This window comes from Neobacillus sp. NPDC093127, assembly GCF_044754175.1.
GTDB lineage: Bacteria > Bacillota > Bacilli > Bacillales > Cytobacillaceae > Neobacillus.
Genome location: NZ_JBIVOP010000011.1, coordinates 110,527 through 127,024, shown reverse-complemented (window position 1 = coordinate 127,024; position 16,498 = coordinate 110,527). Strand labels below are relative to the sequence as shown.

Sequence of the window (16,498 nt, the reverse complement as noted above, 5' to 3'; positions counted from 1 at the left end):
CAGTATAAAATAAGTTTGTACTAAAATTTGATTAAAATTTGGGGGTGCAGTTTTTTGACAAAAAAGAAAAAGCTAAAATGGAAAAGGAGTTTAATGGTTATGACTGCCATAACCGGCCTGGGTTTCACTACATTTTACCCTGGTCTAAGTACTCCAACTGCAGCGGTCGAGCAGCCTGACCAGCCGCTGCCTGCCGAGGAGTCTGTCTCAATTGTTCAACTAGTAGTACCGAATGATCAGGCCAAGGACAAGCTTCTTGAGCTCGGCATTGACCTTACCCACAATATCGAACAACACGACGGAGTCTATGAAGTGGATGCCGTTGTCACACCATCTGAAATTGCGATGTTGAAGACTTTTGGCATCAATGTTAAGGATACGCTAATCACTGAAAATGAATGGAACACACGTGTAGCAGAACGGCAATCTGCGGTTCAGCTTCAAGCTAGTTTGGCAGCTTCTGAGGATACACTAAAGGTTCTTCGCGCAAATCATTTTACCAATCAATCCGCCACATTCCTGTATCTTGAAGTGAAATCAAGTGCTGGAGCGGCAGCAAGTACTTCCCTAAAAGCAACCTGGACAGAGGATGGAGTTGAAAAGTCAGCAACACTTTCTAGATTCGTTGATTACGGAGAATATATCTATCACTATTTGATGGTGCCAGTAACCGCAATCCCTACATCTGTCAAAATTGATAGTAACCTAGGCGGAACAGCTACAAGTGCCGTTACGGAATGGCTGGGAAAAGAACCGAAACATCCAAAAACAGACTATGTCACAGATTTTGTTGATCACTATATGGCACCAAATGAATTATATGAGCGTGCCGAAAAACTAGCCAAAGAGTTCCCGAACTTAGTAGACATTATTGAGATGCCAAACAAAACAAACGGATACAGACGTCTTGCCCAGGCAACCATTGGCGGCACGACCAATCTTGCAGTTGTCGTTTCCTCAAAAGCATGGGGGCATGAGGGCGGTAATGATATTTCCGTAGAATTCAGGAATCCTAAAGTCAATAATTCTCCACTAAAAGTAACGGTGGACGGCAAAAAGATTTTAGTAGATTTAGCTACAAATTCAGCGGGCACGGTCACTAGTACAGCCTCACAAGTGGTCAGCGCATTAAACGCTAATGCAAGTCAACTTGTAACCGCGACTACATATCGCGGTAATGCCGGCACTGGTGTTGTTGCACCAACTACTGCGAAATTAACTGACGGTTTAAAAGCAGGAGCAGATGTTTCCCGCGATCCGTTTACGGTAAAAGCAATCCGAATCGGGAAGCATCGTGACGGTTCCAAGCCAGGTGTCCTTGGTTACGCTCAGGAGCATGCTCGTGAGTGGGTAACGCCGCTCGTAACCATCGAAACAGCGGAACGACTGCTTCGTAACTATGCCCATGATAGCGAAACAAGAAAGCTTGTTGACAACCTGGATATTTTCCTTGTTCCATCAGTTAACCCTGACGGTGCCAACTATAGTTTCTATGATTACAATATGCAGCGGAGAAATATGACAAACCACTGTGGTCCTACGGCATCTGACCCTGGATACCGTAATAACTGGGGAGTTGACCTTAACCGAAACCATTCTGTCGGCTCCTTGTTTGATGGATATATTGGTGCATCAGCAAGTTGTACCAGTGATACTTACGCTGGACCTGCAGAAAATTCCGAGCCGGAAGCAAGAAACCTTGTCTGGCTTGCAGATAGAAATCCGAACATCAAGTTCGCGATGAATATTCATAGCTATGGCGGCTACTTTATGTGGTCACCTGGTGCTTACGATGCAAAACGTGTAACATTACCTCGTCCGACTGCAGGACAGGAAGCCTTCTATTGGGCAGCATCTGATCTCATGTTAAACGACATTCAAGACCACCGTGGAACGGTCATTCTGCCAAGCCGTACCGGTCCGATTCCGGATGTATTGTACTCTGCTGCTGGAAACTCAGCTGACTACCTATGGTATGAAAAAGGGATTTACGCCTGGAACTTCGAAGTAGGGGCAGATTTATGGAATAAGGATACAAAGAGATGGCAGGCAGTTGGATTCCAGCCGGCATTTGCGGAAGGCCATGAAGAAGCAATGGAGTTTGCTAATGGTTTAATTGGTTTGATAAAAGTAGCTTACAACAGTTCAAAGGATCACCAGCCGCCTTCCTCAAAAGCTACACCTGGAAACGGTAAATACACTGGTCCAGTTGAGGTTAAGATTGAAACGAGCGAACCTGCTACCGTCTATTATACACTTGATGGCAGCCGCCCAACTTTCCAATCTAAGAAAATCCAATTAAGCGGAACCCGTGAATTTGAAGAAACATTAAAGATTGATAAAACAACAACGATTAATTATTTTGCCGTTGATGCAGCCGGAAACATTGAGAAAAATTATAATCCGCTTGGCAATGGCAAGAACTATAACTCTGTAACCATTACTATTAAGTAAGAGCAGGAAAAGGGTTGATCCTCCGGGATCAGCCTTTTTATTTTTCAATAAAATCACAAAAGCCTGGCTCTTTATAGAACCAGGCTTTTGAAACCTATTTATTTTTCAAAAATCGCATTGGATAGCAGACGGAATAGGTAATCTGTATGGTCACGGAAGCCTGCTTCCAAACCAATTAAGGTTACATCCTTATCCTGCTCTTTGACCATTACTGCCTGGCCTTTAGCATTTTTGTTATTTTTCCAGTGGCCGGCCTGGAAGAAGTCATCACTGTTTGCATACCGTGCAACTACCTTATCATTTCCGGTATTGGTATACCATGTAGGGCGATAGACAAATCCGATATCGTTCTGTCCATATCCACCTGTTAAACCAGTTCCTTCGTAATCAACCTTGACAATTCCGTTGCTGTCGGAACCGCCAACATTTATCGTATCATCCGTAAGTCCCAGCGTTTTGGTAGCCTGTGAAGCACTTGATCCTACGGCGATATATTTTCCGCCTTGAGCGACAAAGCTGTTAATATTCGCTTTTAACTTGGCTACTTGTGCCGGATCTTGAAGACCGAATTCTTTGCTAGATGCACTCGTGATAACCGTAATCAGGCTGGATGAGCCGCTGTAAACGAACACATCAAACCCATTTAAGCCGTTTTCCGCTACTTCAACCGGTGTCAACTCTGTCACCTGAAAGCCCAATCTCTTTAAGGACAGCTTTGTTCCGCTATGGGACTGAACTTTACTAATACCGCCATCCTTTAGAATTGCCACTTTTAAGCTGGATAATGGAGCGGCATCTGCTGGAACCTTTGCGGTGGATTCAATTTGCAGGCCTGATTCCTTTACAGCAGCTGAAATTATATTGGCTGCCGCATCTGTATAAAAATTGCCTTTTGAATCGCGTTTTATCGATACTCCTTGTTGCAGTAAAGTATTTACTAGATTAACAGCTTGAACGGAGCTGTTCGGAATCAAGAACGGACCCTTACCGGATACGGACCCTTGCTCCGAAATTTTGTTCACTTTGTTTGTCGTTACATCAACAAAAGTTTGTGTCGGAATCGCCTCAAATCCCCAAAGCTCAGGCAGGCTCCATGCTGAAATATCATACATGGCACCGATATCGTTGGTGATATCCTCTCCGTCCCACAGCATCGTGTTTGCTAATCCGGCTTTTGCCTGGTCCATTTTTACGATAAATGTACCTTTCGGATAAGATTTTCCATCCACTACAAAGGATTTCGGAGCTTGGACGACTTCAATATCGTTATTGAGTAAATGATTGACCGCTTTATGAGTGATGGTTGGATCTTTTTCATCAACCGGAAGAATATACGCTTTCGGGAAGAATCCATCCTTATGGAAAGGGTGGTCAAAGTTGATGCCGCGCTTAAACATTTCGATTTGGTCGGTAATCATCGCCTGCTTGTTTTCTGTCGCAAAATTAAGTGCACCAATGATGGCGTTGTACATCCAGCGTACGCCGTTCCAATCATTTGTTGGCGTTTCCAATGTATGGCCGTAGGCTCCGTGATACATCGCGTACATTGGTGTAAAGATTGGCGGATAATCATCCCAGCCGTCCTTGTCATTCCGCTGCGGGATATAAACTCCTTGCATATTTTTATAAAGGGTACTGTCTGTAAATTTATCTTTTTCTTTCATAATATTAGCTTCCATCGCCTCAGCCTGCATGTAAGCCCACTTGTTATATAGGTCATACTCGTAATTTGGATTATGCGGCGGTGTACATGGCTCAATTAATCCTTGACGGTTTGGTGCGTAGTTTTTCACGTATCCATGTGTATCAAGGAACACCATCGGATTCCATTCTTTAATAAGTTCAACTGTTTCCCTAGTTTCAGACTGTGATTGGGTAATAAAGTCACGATTTAAGTCAATTCCTTGACCATTAAAACGAGTGGCATCGACACGTCCATCAGGGTTTTGGACGACATTAAAAATGAGGATGTTATTTTCTAGAATATTTTTCGTCTCTTGGTCATTCTGGGTGGCGAAGCGTTCAATTAGCTGAAGGATAGCATCCGTTCCCGCAAATTCTGTCCCGTGAATGGAACCATTGATCATAACTGGAACTTTAAAGTCTGGATTACCCGCAATCCAATCCTGAGCCTTCCCAGGATTTTTAAACATTTGCTTTCTTAACGCCTGAATTTTTCCAAACTTCCCATGTGAACCAGGATCGGCAATCGTTACGACATAAAGCGGATTTCCATCCGCAGATGTTCCGCGAACCTCCACTTTAATGCGATTCGATTGTTTCTCAATTGCTTTCAGCTTTGAACCAATTTGCGAGAATTTCACAAAGTCATAGTTTTCACTATTAAACTTACTTCCATCCTGTTCTTCATATACATTAACGTTTGTCCATTTTGGTCCCTCAGCAAATCCCATAGTCCATGGTACACTTGTTAATAAACCAACGGCCAAAAGGCCTGCAACTGTTTTCTTCTTTTTCATCATTTACCCCCATTTGTGAATTTTTATTAATACTACTGCATTTTTATTAACTACTACTTATTATAATAAGAAAACTAATAGAATACCATCCTACCTTTCTCCCAAACAATCAAAGGAAAAAGCTGTCTTTAGGAAAAAGGTAACAATAAATTCATACACTTCTACTGCATGGACAAAATTCCTTATTATTACATTTAAAAAGCACGAGAATAAACCACTTTCCATAAAATAGGTATAAGAATCGAGTAAAATGGAAGGGAAAGATGTGGTGCTTCAATATGAAAAAATCTCAGGATTATCACCATTCGTTTCAAAACCTTCAGGAAAATGGAATGTCGTTTGAACAGGTCTTTGAACGGATTGTTACATTCATGAATCTAAATCCAAGCGGGCACTACCGCTTAATGGTTGGGACAGATTCACAGGTCCATAAATCACAGACCATTTTTATCACCGGAATTGTTATTCAAAATAAGGGAAAAGGAGTATGGGCATGCATAACAAAAGTAATTGTCCCAAGACAAATGACCCATTTACACGAGCGAATTTCCCTTGAACTATCATTAACAGAAGAGGTCGTTTCCTTGTTCACGGAGGAAAGAAAAAGTGAACTGATTAATATTGTTCTTCCCTATCTTTATCAAGGGGCAACCTTTACAATGGAGGGGCATATCGACATCGGGGCCGGCAAACGTAACAAAACAAGGGAATTTGTCAAAGAAATGGTAACAAGAATAGAATCCATGGGAGTCGAACCAAAAATCAAACCAAACGCCTTCGTCGCCTCAAGCTACGCGAACCGTTACACAAAATAAGGGTGTCAGGCACCATGTGAAATTTTCACATGGTGCCTGACACCCTTTCTTCCATTTATAATGCGTCTTCTATTTCTTTGGCCATTACTTTCATGGATTTTAAGCCGCCGCCGCTTAGGTACCAAGCGTCTGCGTCTAAGTAGACGACCTTATCGTTTTTATAAGCTGCTGTTTTCTTTACTAGTTCATTTTCAATGATTTCTTTTGCGCCAACTTCTCCTCCTACGGCTGTTGCGCGGTCAATGACAAATAATACGTCTGGATTTTTTTCCATAATGTATTCAAACGTTACGCTTTGACCATGGGTAGAAACTTCAATTTTCTTATCTGCAGCGCCGAATCCAAATACATCATGAATGATTCCAAAGCGGGAGCTTGGGCCATAGGCACTCACTTTTCCTTCGTTCGCCAACAAAATAAGTCCTTTTTGGTCGAGTCCAGACGCCTTTTTATTTACCTTTTCCACGGTCGCTTTAATGTCTTTTAATTCATCGGCCACCTTGTCTTCTTTTCCAAAAATTTCGCCTACTAAGTTCATGTTTTTCTCAAAGGAGTCCATATAATTTGCATAATCAATCTCCACATATACCGTTGGTGCAATTTCTGCAAATTGATCATATAATTCCGCTTGACGCGTCGAGATAAAAATAACATCAGGTTTCAGTGAATGAACCGCTTCAAAATCAGGCTCTTTTAAGCTGCCGACATTCGTATATTTTTTATCGGCATATTTTTTCAAATAGTCAGGAACCGTTGCTTGTGGGACACCAGTGACCTCGATACCTAACTCATCTAGGGTATCCAAGATACCAAAATCAAACACAACCACTTTCTGAGGATTTTTCTCAACCACTGCCTCACCGTATTTATGCTTAATGGTCAGTTTCTCTGCCGTTTCTTTTGTATCCGTGGAAGCTGTTTTCGACTGGCCTTCCTCTTTTGAAGTACCCCCACAGGCAGCTAATACAAAAATCACACTAAAAATTAATCCTAGTAAACTCCACTTTCTCATCATCTATCCCTCTTTCGTTTATGAATTAAAATAAACACAGATTCTGCAGTTATTCATTTCTCGAATCGGTATATCCATATCGTAAATCTCGCTTAACGCCTCTGACTGAATAATCTCCTCTGTCGGTCCGTCCTTCACAACCTTGCCATCCTTCATCGCGACAATTCGGTCCGAATAAACAGAAGCAAAGTTGATATCATGCAGCACTATGACGACGGTTTTTCCTAGCTCATCCACTAACCTGCGTAATATTTTCATAATTTGAACGGAGTGCTTCATATCCAAATTATTCAGAGGTTCATCCAGCAAAATGTAGTCGGTATCTTGGGCAATCACCATCGCGATAAAGGCCCGCTGCCGCTGGCCGCCAGATAACTCATCCAAAAAGCTGTCCTGCATTTCGGTTAGGTGCATATATTCGAGCGATTGTTCGACAATCCGTTCATCCTCCGCCGTTAACCGCCCCTTTGAGTAGGGAAAGCGCCCAAAGGAAACAAGCTCGCGAATCGTCAGGCGGACATTCATGTAATTCGACTGCTTTAGGATTGAAACCCTTTTAGCAAATTCCTGTGACTTCATCTTACGAACATCCGCGTTGTCGACAAGTACTTCGCCCGTATCAGCATCAAGGAGCCGGCTGACCATTGACAACAATGTTGATTTCCCGGCACCATTTGGTCCAATAAAGGATGTAATTTTTCCTGGTTGAATATCTACCGAAACTGCTTCTACAACTGGCTTCTTCCCGTAAAACTTCGACAATGACCTCACTTGAATCATCCAGTCTTCCTCTCCTTTAATAGTAAATAGATGAAATAGACACCGCCGATAAAGTTAATGATAACGCTCAATGTCGTCGAAAACGTAAAGACGCGTTCGACCACCCATTGCCCGCCGACAAGAGCGATTATACTCATGACAACGGAACCGCTAATGAGCACCCTGTGTTTATGTGTTTTAAAAAATTGATACGACAGGTTGGCAACAATTAAGCCAAAAAAAGTAATCGGTCCGACTAATGCCGTCGAAATCGAAATGAAAATCGCCACAATTACTAGCATTTTTTTCACAATTGAATCATAAGGAACACCTAGATTAATAGCCATCTCCCTGCCAAGCGATAACACATCAAGATATTTTAGATAACGCCAAGCATAAATCGTCACAAGCCCAATGATGATAAGGGCTAACCACACTAAATCAGCGTTAATATTATTAAAACTAGCAAACATCCGGTCTTGGACAATCTGAAACTCATTTGGGTCAATCAGCACTTGGAAAAACGTCGAAATACTTGAGAAGAAAGTTCCAACGATGATCCCAACCAGCAATAAGAAATAAATCGACTGTCCGCCTTTTTTAAATAAAAACCGATATAACAAAAGGGCAAACAAAACCATTACACCAGCAGAAAGAAGAAAATTCACTTGTTTATTGACAACAATCATGTGACCGGAACCGAGAAAGAATATAATCAATGTTTGTAATAACAGATAAAGAGAATCCAGCCCCATTATGCTCGGCGTTAATATTCGGTTATGGGTAATTGTCTGAAAAACAACGGTGGCATAAGCGATAGTAAAGCCAGTTATCACCATTGCCATCACTTTTATTGCTCTTCTCGGCAGCGCATAATCAAAACTGCCATTTAAATCATGAAATAAGTACAGCGCACAGCACCCCGCCGCGATCAAGGCGAGACTGGCTATTTTTAGCGAATTACGCATAGGCCTTCCTCCTAAAAAGAAGGATTAAGAAGATCCCGCTGCCAATAACTCCAACCATGAGACTGATCGAAATCTCATACGGGTAGATGATGACACGCCCCAAAATATCACAAACCAGCAAGAAGATGGCTCCTGCCAGGGCAGTATGCGGTAATGTTTTTTGTAAATGGTCCCCTTTAAATATCGAGATGATATTTGGAATGATTAAACCAAGGAATGGGATAATTCCGACGGTTAATACAACTGTTGCCGTAATCAGTGCGACCAATCCCAGCCCGATATTCACAACCCTGCGGTATCCAAGACCCAAATTTTTCGAAAAGTCCTCGCCCATGCCCGCTACGGTAAAGCGGTTGGCATATAAATAGGCTATTATCAAGATTGGAATACTTATGTATAGCAGCTCATAGCGACCTTTCATAATCATCGAAAAATCCCCCTGCAGCCACGCCGACATATTTTGAATGACATCTGCACGATAGGCGAAAAAGGTTGTCACAGAGGACAAAATATTTCCAAACATCAGCCCGACCAGCGGAATAAAAATCGCATCTTTAAACTTAATCCGGTCGAGAATCTGCATAAATAAAAAGGTTCCGCCAAGTGCAAAAAGAAAAGCAACCGCCATTTTCTCAAGCATCGATGCGTTTGCAAACAGCAACATTGAAACAAGGATTCCAAGCCGTGTGGCATCCAAGGTGCCGGCCGTTGTCGGTGAGACAAATTTGTTCCGGCTGAGCTGCTGCATAATCAAACCAGCAATGCTCATTCCCGCCCCGGCCAATAAAATCGCAACAAGTCGCGGCATGCGGCTGATTAGGAATATTTGCGTTTCTTCTGATTGAAAGTCTAATAGGTCCAATGGTGATAGACTGCTAACCCCAACAAACAAAGAAACTCCTGATAATATAAGTAACACAACTAGTAGATATCGTTTCTTCATGACGGTCTCCAACATTTCTATTTTTCCAGCATTATAGATGAAATTGAAAATCATTATCATTTGCTATTTAACTTGATTATACCATTAGGAAAATTTACGTCAATGGTTAATTGAGAATTTCTATCAATTGCATGACGAGATACAATCAAAAGCGTCGCCCTGAAAGACCTAAACCTGAATAAAACCTTACATCTTAAAAACCCTAAAAACTTTCCTTTTCACGATCAGAAAATGGTTGCCTATTTTCCAGCTTTTCTCTTATACTTAAGTGGATAAATTTGGTTATAAGGAGAAACCGTATGTTTTCAAACCTTCAATTTTTAGAAACGGCACAGCAGGCAGAGTATTTGGCATGCGAACTAATCAAGCTAAAAAGCTATAACGGGACGAATGGGGAAAATCTGAAGGCGCAGTATTTATTGGATGTGATTCACTCGTTTCCATATTTCCAACAAAATCGCGAGCATGCTTGGACAAAACCGATTGAACACGACGAGCTCCAGCGCAAAAATGTCTTTGCCTTTGTCAAAGCGGCAAACGGAAAGAAAAAAACGATTATTTTTCATGCGCATATCGATACAGTGGGAACGGAAGATTTTGGCTCTTTGCAGGCGATCTCCCATGACCCAGATGCACTCCAAGCCTATTTTGCAGACTATAGCGCTGATCAGGAGGTCCAACAGGATGCTTTGTCAGGTGAGTGGCTGTTCGGGAGAGGATCGCTTGATATGCAAAGCGGCATTGCTGTTCACCTCGTCAACCTCCTTTATTTTTCAAGACATCCTGAAAAATTAAACGGAAATTTGCTGGTGATGTTTAATCCCGACGAAGAAAGCCAGCATGCGGGGATGCGCAGTGCACTAACCGAGTTAAAGAGATTAAGAGAAGAACACTCCTTGGAATTTACGGCTGCGATCAATGACGATTTCATTTCGCCTTTATATGAAGGGGACGAAAATAAATACATTTATACAGGTGTGGCCGGAAAGCTGCTCCCGTGTTTCTATATTTTTGGCAGAGAAGCACATGTCGGCGAGAGTGTTTCCACCATCGATCCAACTATTATAGCCTCTGCCCTCAATCTGAAAATTGCCCAAAACTTTCAGCTTGTCGAAAAAATTGAAGGCGAACTGGTCCTGCCTCCGAGTTGTTTATTTCTAAGGGATGATAAAAAAAGCTATGATGTGCAGACGGCCATAAGCAGTAAGCTATATTTTAATTACTTTGTTTACGAAAAATCTCCGAAGCAGGTTATCAACGAGCTGCTAAGCATCACCAAGCAAATCTGTACGGAACAGACGGAAAGACAGAAAAATACTTATCTGCAATTCTGCCATGTAAACGCTCTCCCAGCTAAACAGCTGGATTGGACGATCGAGGTTACTAGTTTAGAGGATTATATTCATTATCTGACCGAATTGAATTTACATCCAGAGGAGACAATTCAGGAAACCTACAAAAAATATAAACGCGAAGACTATGATGATCGAATGCTGGCATTCTATATCGTTGAAGCCTTGCAAAACCTCGATCCGGAGAAAAAGCCGCGCGTGATTGTATTTTTTGCCCCGCCTTTCCTGCCTTCAAACTATATGAAGGAGGACAACCGGATATATTCGAAGGTTAAGGCGGAATTGGAAAAGGAAGCATTACTCGTAAACGAACGATTTCAATTAAAGAAATACTTCCCTTATTTATCGGATGGAAGTTTTATGACCTTCAATGGGGCTGAAGCGGAAATGATTTCTTTAAAAAATAACTTTCCTGCTATGGATCAATTATTTCCTTTACCGCTAGAGGCAATGAAGGAACTGAGCATTCCTTCTATTAATATCGGTGTATATGGAAAAAACGGGCACAATTGGACCGAGCGCGTCTACAAGCCTTATAGCTTCGGAGTACTGCCAAAACTGATTCGAAACGTAACAAAAAGTTTACTAGCTGATTGAATGAGCTAGCTAACGAAGGACTGATCCCTTAAGAGGAAAAGTCCTTTTTCAATGTAAAAAAATTATTATTTTTCCAGCACATATTGGACTTCCTGCGCCTCATAAATTGGGCAATAGGAGGTGAAGGGAGTGAAAAAAGCGTTAATATCCATTGTTTTTCCGATGATTTTTTTATTGGCAGGATGCTTTGCCGGCGACCCAGTGAAGGACGACTTACTTAACTATGCGAACAAAGAAATGAAACAGGCTGTGAAATTGGAAGCGGCCGCTGTCTCTGCCTATGAGGGGATATCGGGGGCAAACTTTAAGGATGATCAAACGATGTACGATGCTTTAACGAAAGAGGTCATTCCGAATTATAAAAAATTAATTAGAGAGATTAACTCGGTTTCAATCAAAACGGATGAGGTAAAGGCAATCCATGAGATTTTTATTAAGGGGGCTGACATCCAGTTTAAAGCCCTTGAAAAAGTTAAGCAGGCGATAGAAGATCAGGACTCTGCTCTAATTGAAGAGGCCAACGATATGTTGGCTGACGCCGAAAAACTTCTTCTTGATTACAAAAACAAGCTGTATAAACTGGCAAAGGAACATGATGTAAAAATTGAAAAATAGACTTCCAATCCGCTTAATTTAATGAAAAAAAACTGAACATGGTCAAAGCAAAAAACAATCCATCCTTTATCAGCCAAACAAGGGTGGATTATCTTTTTCCTATTATAAACTGGCTGCTGTAAAATCAACAACGGCTAATTTATTTACTTCCTTAAGCGCGGTATTTCAAAATAGGTTACTATTCTCCATATCCATTCTAAGGGCCCGAAGCGAAAGAAGTGCAGCCATACTAGGCTAAAAATTAGCTGGAACCCCAAAATGGCCAAACATAAATATAGCGATTGGATATAGGTAATATTGTTGAATAAATGCAGTACGTTCCCCGTGAGTAATATGATGGCAGTTTGTGAAACATAGTTTGTTAGTGCCATTCGTCCATAGCTTTTTAGCGGTGATAATATTTTCTGGACAAACGTGAATTGTAAAAGCCAAATCATGAGCCCAACATATAATGCCGAGACAATCGGACCGATGGTAATTCCAATCCTTGTAAAGCGCTGATTCTCCTGGAAATTCGCTTCTGATCCATTGCCGAATACAACCGGAGCATATTGATATTGAGAGAATAGACCAATAATGCTTAAAGTCAGCATGATACTCGTAAAAATGACGATCTGATTACGGTTTTTAGCCAGTTGCTCAAACATATGAAATTGTCCCGCGGCAATTCCCAATAACATCAGCGGAATAACCATAAACAGTTTGAAAGAAAAGATCGCCATTACGATTAACATTGATGTTCCAAACACAAGATTAACAATCTTATTTGCTTTGTAAAATGGCAAAATAAATAGGCCGCAAATAGCGTAAATCGTTAACGCTTCGCCCGGTTGGAATCGAACATGGAACAAACCAATGATGAATAAGGCAAAAATACGTCTTAGAAATAATACATAACCATTCCTTCCTTTTGCTTCGGCCCGTGAAATAAAAATATAAAACCCAACCCCAAACAAAAAGGTAAAAATCGTATAAAAGCGCCCCTCCACAAATAAATATAAAAACCGCCAGTATACGGCATCTATGGTAGAGGATGAGTGCAGTTTCACCGACAGCAACGGGATAATATTCACCAAAATAATCCCCATAAGTGCAAATCCCCGCAAATAATCCAGCGTCTCTATTCGTTTATTTACAACCATTGCCTTCTCCTTAATAGTGTTAATGGTGCCTGACACCTAAATCAGCCGATACACTAAAAATCTTTCATTAGGATTATGTTCAATTAAATGAGGCAAGATGATTTCCTGTTTGAATTCAAACGACGTCTGGTTTTCGAGAAAATAAATATAATCCGCTGATGGATAATATAACACCAGTTCAACATCCCGCTCCACATTCTCCACTGACAACAAAATATTATTGACAATCTTCCTAAATACTTGAATCGAAAACGGATTGAAGAAATAAAAACGATTATCTCTTGCATCAATCTCAAACTCTTCCGCCAAGCAGCAATAAAACTGAATGGAAACTCTGCTGCTTTTCGTTCTCCTCACATAACTTCCGCGATTTTCGACGGCAGCCTGATAAAGGGTCTCATTCATTTCCACCCCGGTCACAGAAGCATGAAAGAAATAATGGATATAAAAGTTTAACCGCCCTTTCCCGCACCCAAAATCAACCACCCGATCACTGCTTTTCACATGATAATGACGAAATAATTCCTCAAGCGCGCTATATGGCGTCGGTTCATAAGGATGATAATGCAAGGACTGGCTAGAAGGACCCCCATGAGGATCCCTGCTCGTTTTGATGTTCAATAATTTATCATAATAATGTTCTTTCATCGCCTACACCTATCAAAATATATTTAGTACGTACAATGCCATTTTTAGATTAAACCATTTTTTGAAAAAAAGACATTAAAACAGAGACAGCAGTCGATTTTTCCTGATAATCAGCCAAGAAAGAAGGAAAAAGTGGTATAATGTCGAAAGTCTATAAATATAGAGGAATGATTGTGTAAAGGTAGAATCATTCCCAATCAATTTCTTAATCGCTCCAGAAAAAAAGGAGATGTTTTCATGTGAAAATAAAAAAAATTCTCAATAACAATGCCGTTGTGGTTTCCGATAATAATCAAGAAAAGATTGCCATTGGCGCAAGAATTGCCTATCAAAAGAGGAAAAATGATATTATTAACCCGAGTAAGATTGAGAAACTATTTGTCATGAAAGAAAATGAGAAATTTCAGAAGCTGCTTCTCCAAATACCCGAAGAACATTTTGCCCTCTCAGAAGAAATTATCACTCACGCTGAAGAATCCCTTGGAGCCAAATTAAACGACCATATTCACATCGCCCTTACCGATCACTTATCATTTGCGATTGAACGAGTACGGGATGGAATTAAGCTGAAAAATAAGCTTTTACACGAAATAAAAATCCTCTATAAAAGAGAATTTGATATCGGAATGTGGGCAATCCAGCATATCGAAAAAAAGACAAACATTAAAATGCCGGTTGATGAAGCTGCCTTTATCGCACTTCATCTGCACACCGCTAACCTGCAAGGCGGTGATATGAAGCAAACACTAAGGCAAACTGCAATCATCGGGAGCATGGTCCAGACCATTAAGGATTCCTTAAACATAGAAATTGATGAAGACGATCTATCTTACCAGCGCTTAATAACTCATCTTCGTTTTGCGATTTCTCGAATCAGCAGTCCTGAGCCGCTTACAATCGATGACGAGATGCTGAAAATGATCACCAATAAATTCCCTGCCGCCTACAACTGTGCAAGGAAAGTCGCTAACGTTCTAATAAAAAATCACGGCATGCTCCTGCCAGAGCATGAACTTGGATACTTAACTCTTCATATCGAAAGATTAAGAAAACGATAAAATAGCGCCTTCCTTTGATTAGATGTACCGTCAGTAAGTGGAGATAAGCCCAACTATCAAAGAAACGCCTGGACTTTAATTCTGTCCAGGCGTTTTTATTAGCTATGACGTTTTACTTTTTCTTACGGATTTTGGAAATTTCATCGGCAACGAATTGTACATTGGTACCGACAATTACCTGAATGCTTTGCGGACCGACAATATTGATTCCCGGTACACCTGTCGCCTTAATTTTCTTTTGGTCGACTGCTTTCATGTCTTTAACTTCCATTCTTAGACGGGTAACACAGTTGTCAACACCAACCACATTCGCATCGCCGCCTAATCCTTCATAAATTTGCGCTGCCATTACTGCAAATTTACTATCGCCTTTAGCTGGAGAAACTTCATCATCCTCAACATCATCGTCTTCACGACCAGGAGTCTTTAAGTTAAATTTCGTAATGATGAAGCGGAATAGGAAGTAATAAATAACCGCGAACACTAAGCCTTGAACAAGTAACCAATATGGTTGATTTGCCATTGGATTTTGTAAACTTAAGAAATAGTCGATAAACCCTCCACTAAAGGCAAATCCTGCTGTCCAATGGAATGCAGCTGCAATCGCCAATGAAAGACCAGTTAAAACAGCATGCACAAGATAAAGCATTGGCGCTAGGAACATGAAAGCAAATTCAATTGGTTCTGTTACCCCTGTCAAGAAGGAAGCAAAACCGGCGGCCAACATTAATGAAGCAATTTGTTTTTTCTTTTTTGTTTTTGCTGTATGAACCATCGCTAATGCTGCTGCAGGCAACCCAAACATCATAATTGGGAAGAATCCTGCTTGATACATACCTGTAACTCCTTTTACCCCTTTACCAGACAAGAATTTCCCAATATCATCAATTCCGGCAACGTTAAACCAGAACACAGAGTTTAAGGCGTGGTGTAACCCTGTTGGTATTAAAAGTCGGTTGAAGAAGCCATAAAGCCCCGCACCAACAGCACCTAAATCACTAATCGTTTTACCAAAAGAAACCAACGCAGTATAAATGACTGGCCAAATAAAGAACAAGACACCCGAAACGACCAACATTGCAACCGCTGTCATAATTGGTACCAGTCGTTTCCCGCTAAAGAAGGCAAATGCGTCCGGCAGTTTTACATGACTAAATCGATTGTACATCATTGAAGCGACAATCCCAGAAAGGATCCCGACAAAAGCATTGTTAATTTTTCCAAAGGCAGGGTCAACCTTTGCAGCATCGATTCCTTGTAACAAACCCACTGATCCCGAAGAAAGCAGTGTGGTGACAACTAAGAAAGCAACTAACCCACTAAGTGCAGCGGATCCATCCCGTTCTTTAGCCATCCCTAACGCTACCCCGACTGCAAAAAGAATTGGGATATTGTCGATAATTGAGCCCCCGGCTTTAATTAAGAAAGCAGCTAACGGACTGTCAGCTCCCCAACCTGTAGGATCGATCCAATAGCCAATACCCAATAAAAGGGCGGCAGCTGGTAAGATAGCAACCGGTAACATTAAAGAACTTCCAAGTTTTTGAAAATACTTTTTCATTTTTTTACCCCCATAAATTTTTTTCAAACTACTAAACATCCCAAAATACTAAAATGAATAATTTCCGCAAAAGAACGACGAATAGCAGTTTTAA

13 protein-coding genes are annotated in these 16,498 nt (G+C 41.1%); 5 read left to right on the top strand and 8 right to left on the bottom strand.

All coding sequences use genetic code 11. The features are described 5' to 3' along the window. The first annotated feature begins 54 nt into the window (after positions 1 to 54). A complete protein-coding gene (locus ACIQCO_RS16150; RefSeq protein WP_400430290.1) occupies positions 55 to 2,454 on the top strand; it encodes a M14 family metallopeptidase in 2,400 nt (799 codons plus the stop codon). A gap of 98 nt (positions 2,455 to 2,552) precedes the next feature. On the opposite strand, the gene ACIQCO_RS16145 is transcribed toward ACIQCO_RS16150, so the two are convergent. After that, the gene (locus tag ACIQCO_RS16145) at positions 2,553 to 4,934 is read right to left on the bottom strand and encodes a M14 family zinc carboxypeptidase (protein ID WP_400430288.1); all 2,382 of its coding nucleotides are present in this window, start codon (positions 4,932 to 4,934) and stop codon (positions 2,553 to 2,555) included. Positions 4,935 to 5,212: 278 nt separating this feature from the next. Between ACIQCO_RS16145 and ACIQCO_RS16140 the strand changes: the two genes are divergently transcribed. Continuing rightward, positions 5,213 to 5,749 (top strand): ribonuclease H-like YkuK family protein, encoded by a 537-nt coding sequence (locus ACIQCO_RS16140; protein ID WP_400430286.1) that lies wholly within the window; start codon positions 5,213 to 5,215, stop codon positions 5,747 to 5,749. A gap of 55 nt (positions 5,750 to 5,804) precedes the next feature. On the opposite strand, the gene ACIQCO_RS16135 is transcribed toward ACIQCO_RS16140, so the two are convergent. The 4 genes from ACIQCO_RS16135 to ACIQCO_RS16120 are packed head-to-tail and all read right to left on the bottom strand — an operon-like array spanning position 5,805 to position 9,431. After that, the gene (locus ACIQCO_RS16135; protein ID WP_400430284.1) at positions 5,805 to 6,761 is read right to left on the bottom strand and encodes a siderophore ABC transporter substrate-binding protein; all 957 of its coding nucleotides are present in this window, start codon (positions 6,759 to 6,761) and stop codon (positions 5,805 to 5,807) included. Between the two features lie 18 nt (positions 6,762 to 6,779). Beyond that, on the bottom strand, positions 6,780 to 7,541 hold the full coding sequence (locus tag ACIQCO_RS16130) for an iron ABC transporter ATP-binding protein (protein WP_400430283.1): 762 nt from the start codon (positions 7,539 to 7,541) through the stop codon (positions 6,780 to 6,782). Next, entirely contained in the window at positions 7,538 to 8,488 is a 951-nt protein-coding gene (locus ACIQCO_RS16125; protein ID WP_400430281.1) for an iron chelate uptake ABC transporter family permease subunit, read from the bottom strand. The genes ACIQCO_RS16130 and ACIQCO_RS16125 overlap by 4 nt, the downstream gene beginning before the upstream one ends. Continuing rightward, a complete protein-coding gene (locus ACIQCO_RS16120; protein ID WP_400430279.1) occupies positions 8,481 to 9,431 on the bottom strand; it encodes an ABC transporter permease in 951 nt (316 codons plus the stop codon). The genes ACIQCO_RS16125 and ACIQCO_RS16120 overlap by 8 nt, the downstream gene beginning before the upstream one ends. A 299-nt stretch (positions 9,432 to 9,730) precedes the next feature. Here ACIQCO_RS16120 and ACIQCO_RS16115 point away from each other — a divergent pair, with 299 nt between their 5' ends. Further along, entirely contained in the window at positions 9,731 to 11,380 is a 1,650-nt protein-coding gene (locus tag ACIQCO_RS16115) for a M20/M25/M40 family metallo-hydrolase (protein WP_400430277.1), read from the top strand. A 129-nt stretch (positions 11,381 to 11,509) separates the two neighbouring features. Continuing rightward, positions 11,510 to 11,995 carry a hypothetical protein gene (locus ACIQCO_RS16110; RefSeq protein WP_400430275.1) on the top strand — a complete coding sequence of 162 codons (486 nt, stop codon included), beginning with the start codon at positions 11,510 to 11,512 and terminating at the stop codon, positions 11,993 to 11,995. 143 nt (positions 11,996 to 12,138) lie between these two features. Here the strand turns inward: ACIQCO_RS16110 and ACIQCO_RS16105 are convergent, their stop codons facing one another. Then, the gene (locus ACIQCO_RS16105; protein WP_400430274.1) at positions 12,139 to 13,137 is read right to left on the bottom strand and encodes a DUF418 domain-containing protein; all 999 of its coding nucleotides are present in this window, start codon (positions 13,135 to 13,137) and stop codon (positions 12,139 to 12,141) included. A gap of 36 nt (positions 13,138 to 13,173) precedes the next feature. Then, positions 13,174 to 13,785, bottom strand: a complete 612-nt coding sequence (locus ACIQCO_RS16100) for a methyltransferase (protein ID WP_400430272.1) — start codon at positions 13,783 to 13,785, stop codon at positions 13,174 to 13,176. A gap of 239 nt (positions 13,786 to 14,024) precedes the next feature. Between ACIQCO_RS16100 and ACIQCO_RS16095 the strand changes: the two genes are divergently transcribed. Next, a complete protein-coding gene (locus tag ACIQCO_RS16095; protein ID WP_400430270.1) occupies positions 14,025 to 14,843 on the top strand; it encodes a PRD domain-containing protein in 819 nt (272 codons plus the stop codon). A gap of 112 nt (positions 14,844 to 14,955) precedes the next feature. On the opposite strand, the gene nagE is transcribed toward ACIQCO_RS16095, so the two are convergent. Continuing rightward, positions 14,956 to 16,404, bottom strand: coding sequence for an N-acetylglucosamine-specific PTS transporter subunit IIBC (gene nagE, locus ACIQCO_RS16090; protein ID WP_400430268.1), 1,449 nt, complete (start codon positions 16,402 to 16,404; stop codon positions 14,956 to 14,958). Positions 16,405 to 16,498 lie beyond the last annotated feature (94 nt).

Excerpts from the sequence above, each read along its gene's own strand:
- ACIQCO_RS16145 (WP_400430288.1), bottom strand. The coding sequence starts at position 4,934 with ATGAAAAAGAAGAAAACAGTTGCAGGCCTTTTGGCCGTTGGTTTATTA.
- ACIQCO_RS16140 (WP_400430286.1), top strand. The coding sequence starts at position 5,213 with ATGAAAAAATCTCAGGATTATCACCATTCGTTTCAAAACCTTCAGGAA.
- ACIQCO_RS16135 (WP_400430284.1), bottom strand. The coding sequence starts at position 6,761 with ATGAGAAAGTGGAGTTTACTAGGATTAATTTTTAGTGTGATTTTTGTA.
- ACIQCO_RS16130 (WP_400430283.1), bottom strand. The coding sequence starts at position 7,541 with ATGATTCAAGTGAGGTCATTGTCGAAGTTTTACGGGAAGAAGCCAGTT.
- ACIQCO_RS16125 (WP_400430281.1), bottom strand. The coding sequence starts at position 8,488 with ATGCGTAATTCGCTAAAAATAGCCAGTCTCGCCTTGATCGCGGCGGGG.
- ACIQCO_RS16120 (WP_400430279.1), bottom strand. The coding sequence starts at position 9,431 with ATGAAGAAACGATATCTACTAGTTGTGTTACTTATATTATCAGGAGTT.
- ACIQCO_RS16115 (WP_400430277.1), top strand. The coding sequence starts at position 9,731 with ATGTTTTCAAACCTTCAATTTTTAGAAACGGCACAGCAGGCAGAGTAT.
- ACIQCO_RS16105 (WP_400430274.1), bottom strand. The coding sequence starts at position 13,137 with ATGGTTGTAAATAAACGAATAGAGACGCTGGATTATTTGCGGGGATTT.
- ACIQCO_RS16100 (WP_400430272.1), bottom strand. The coding sequence starts at position 13,785 with ATGAAAGAACATTATTATGATAAATTATTGAACATCAAAACGAGCAGG.
- nagE (WP_400430268.1), bottom strand. The coding sequence starts at position 16,404 with ATGAAAAAGTATTTTCAAAAACTTGGAAGTTCTTTAATGTTACCGGTT.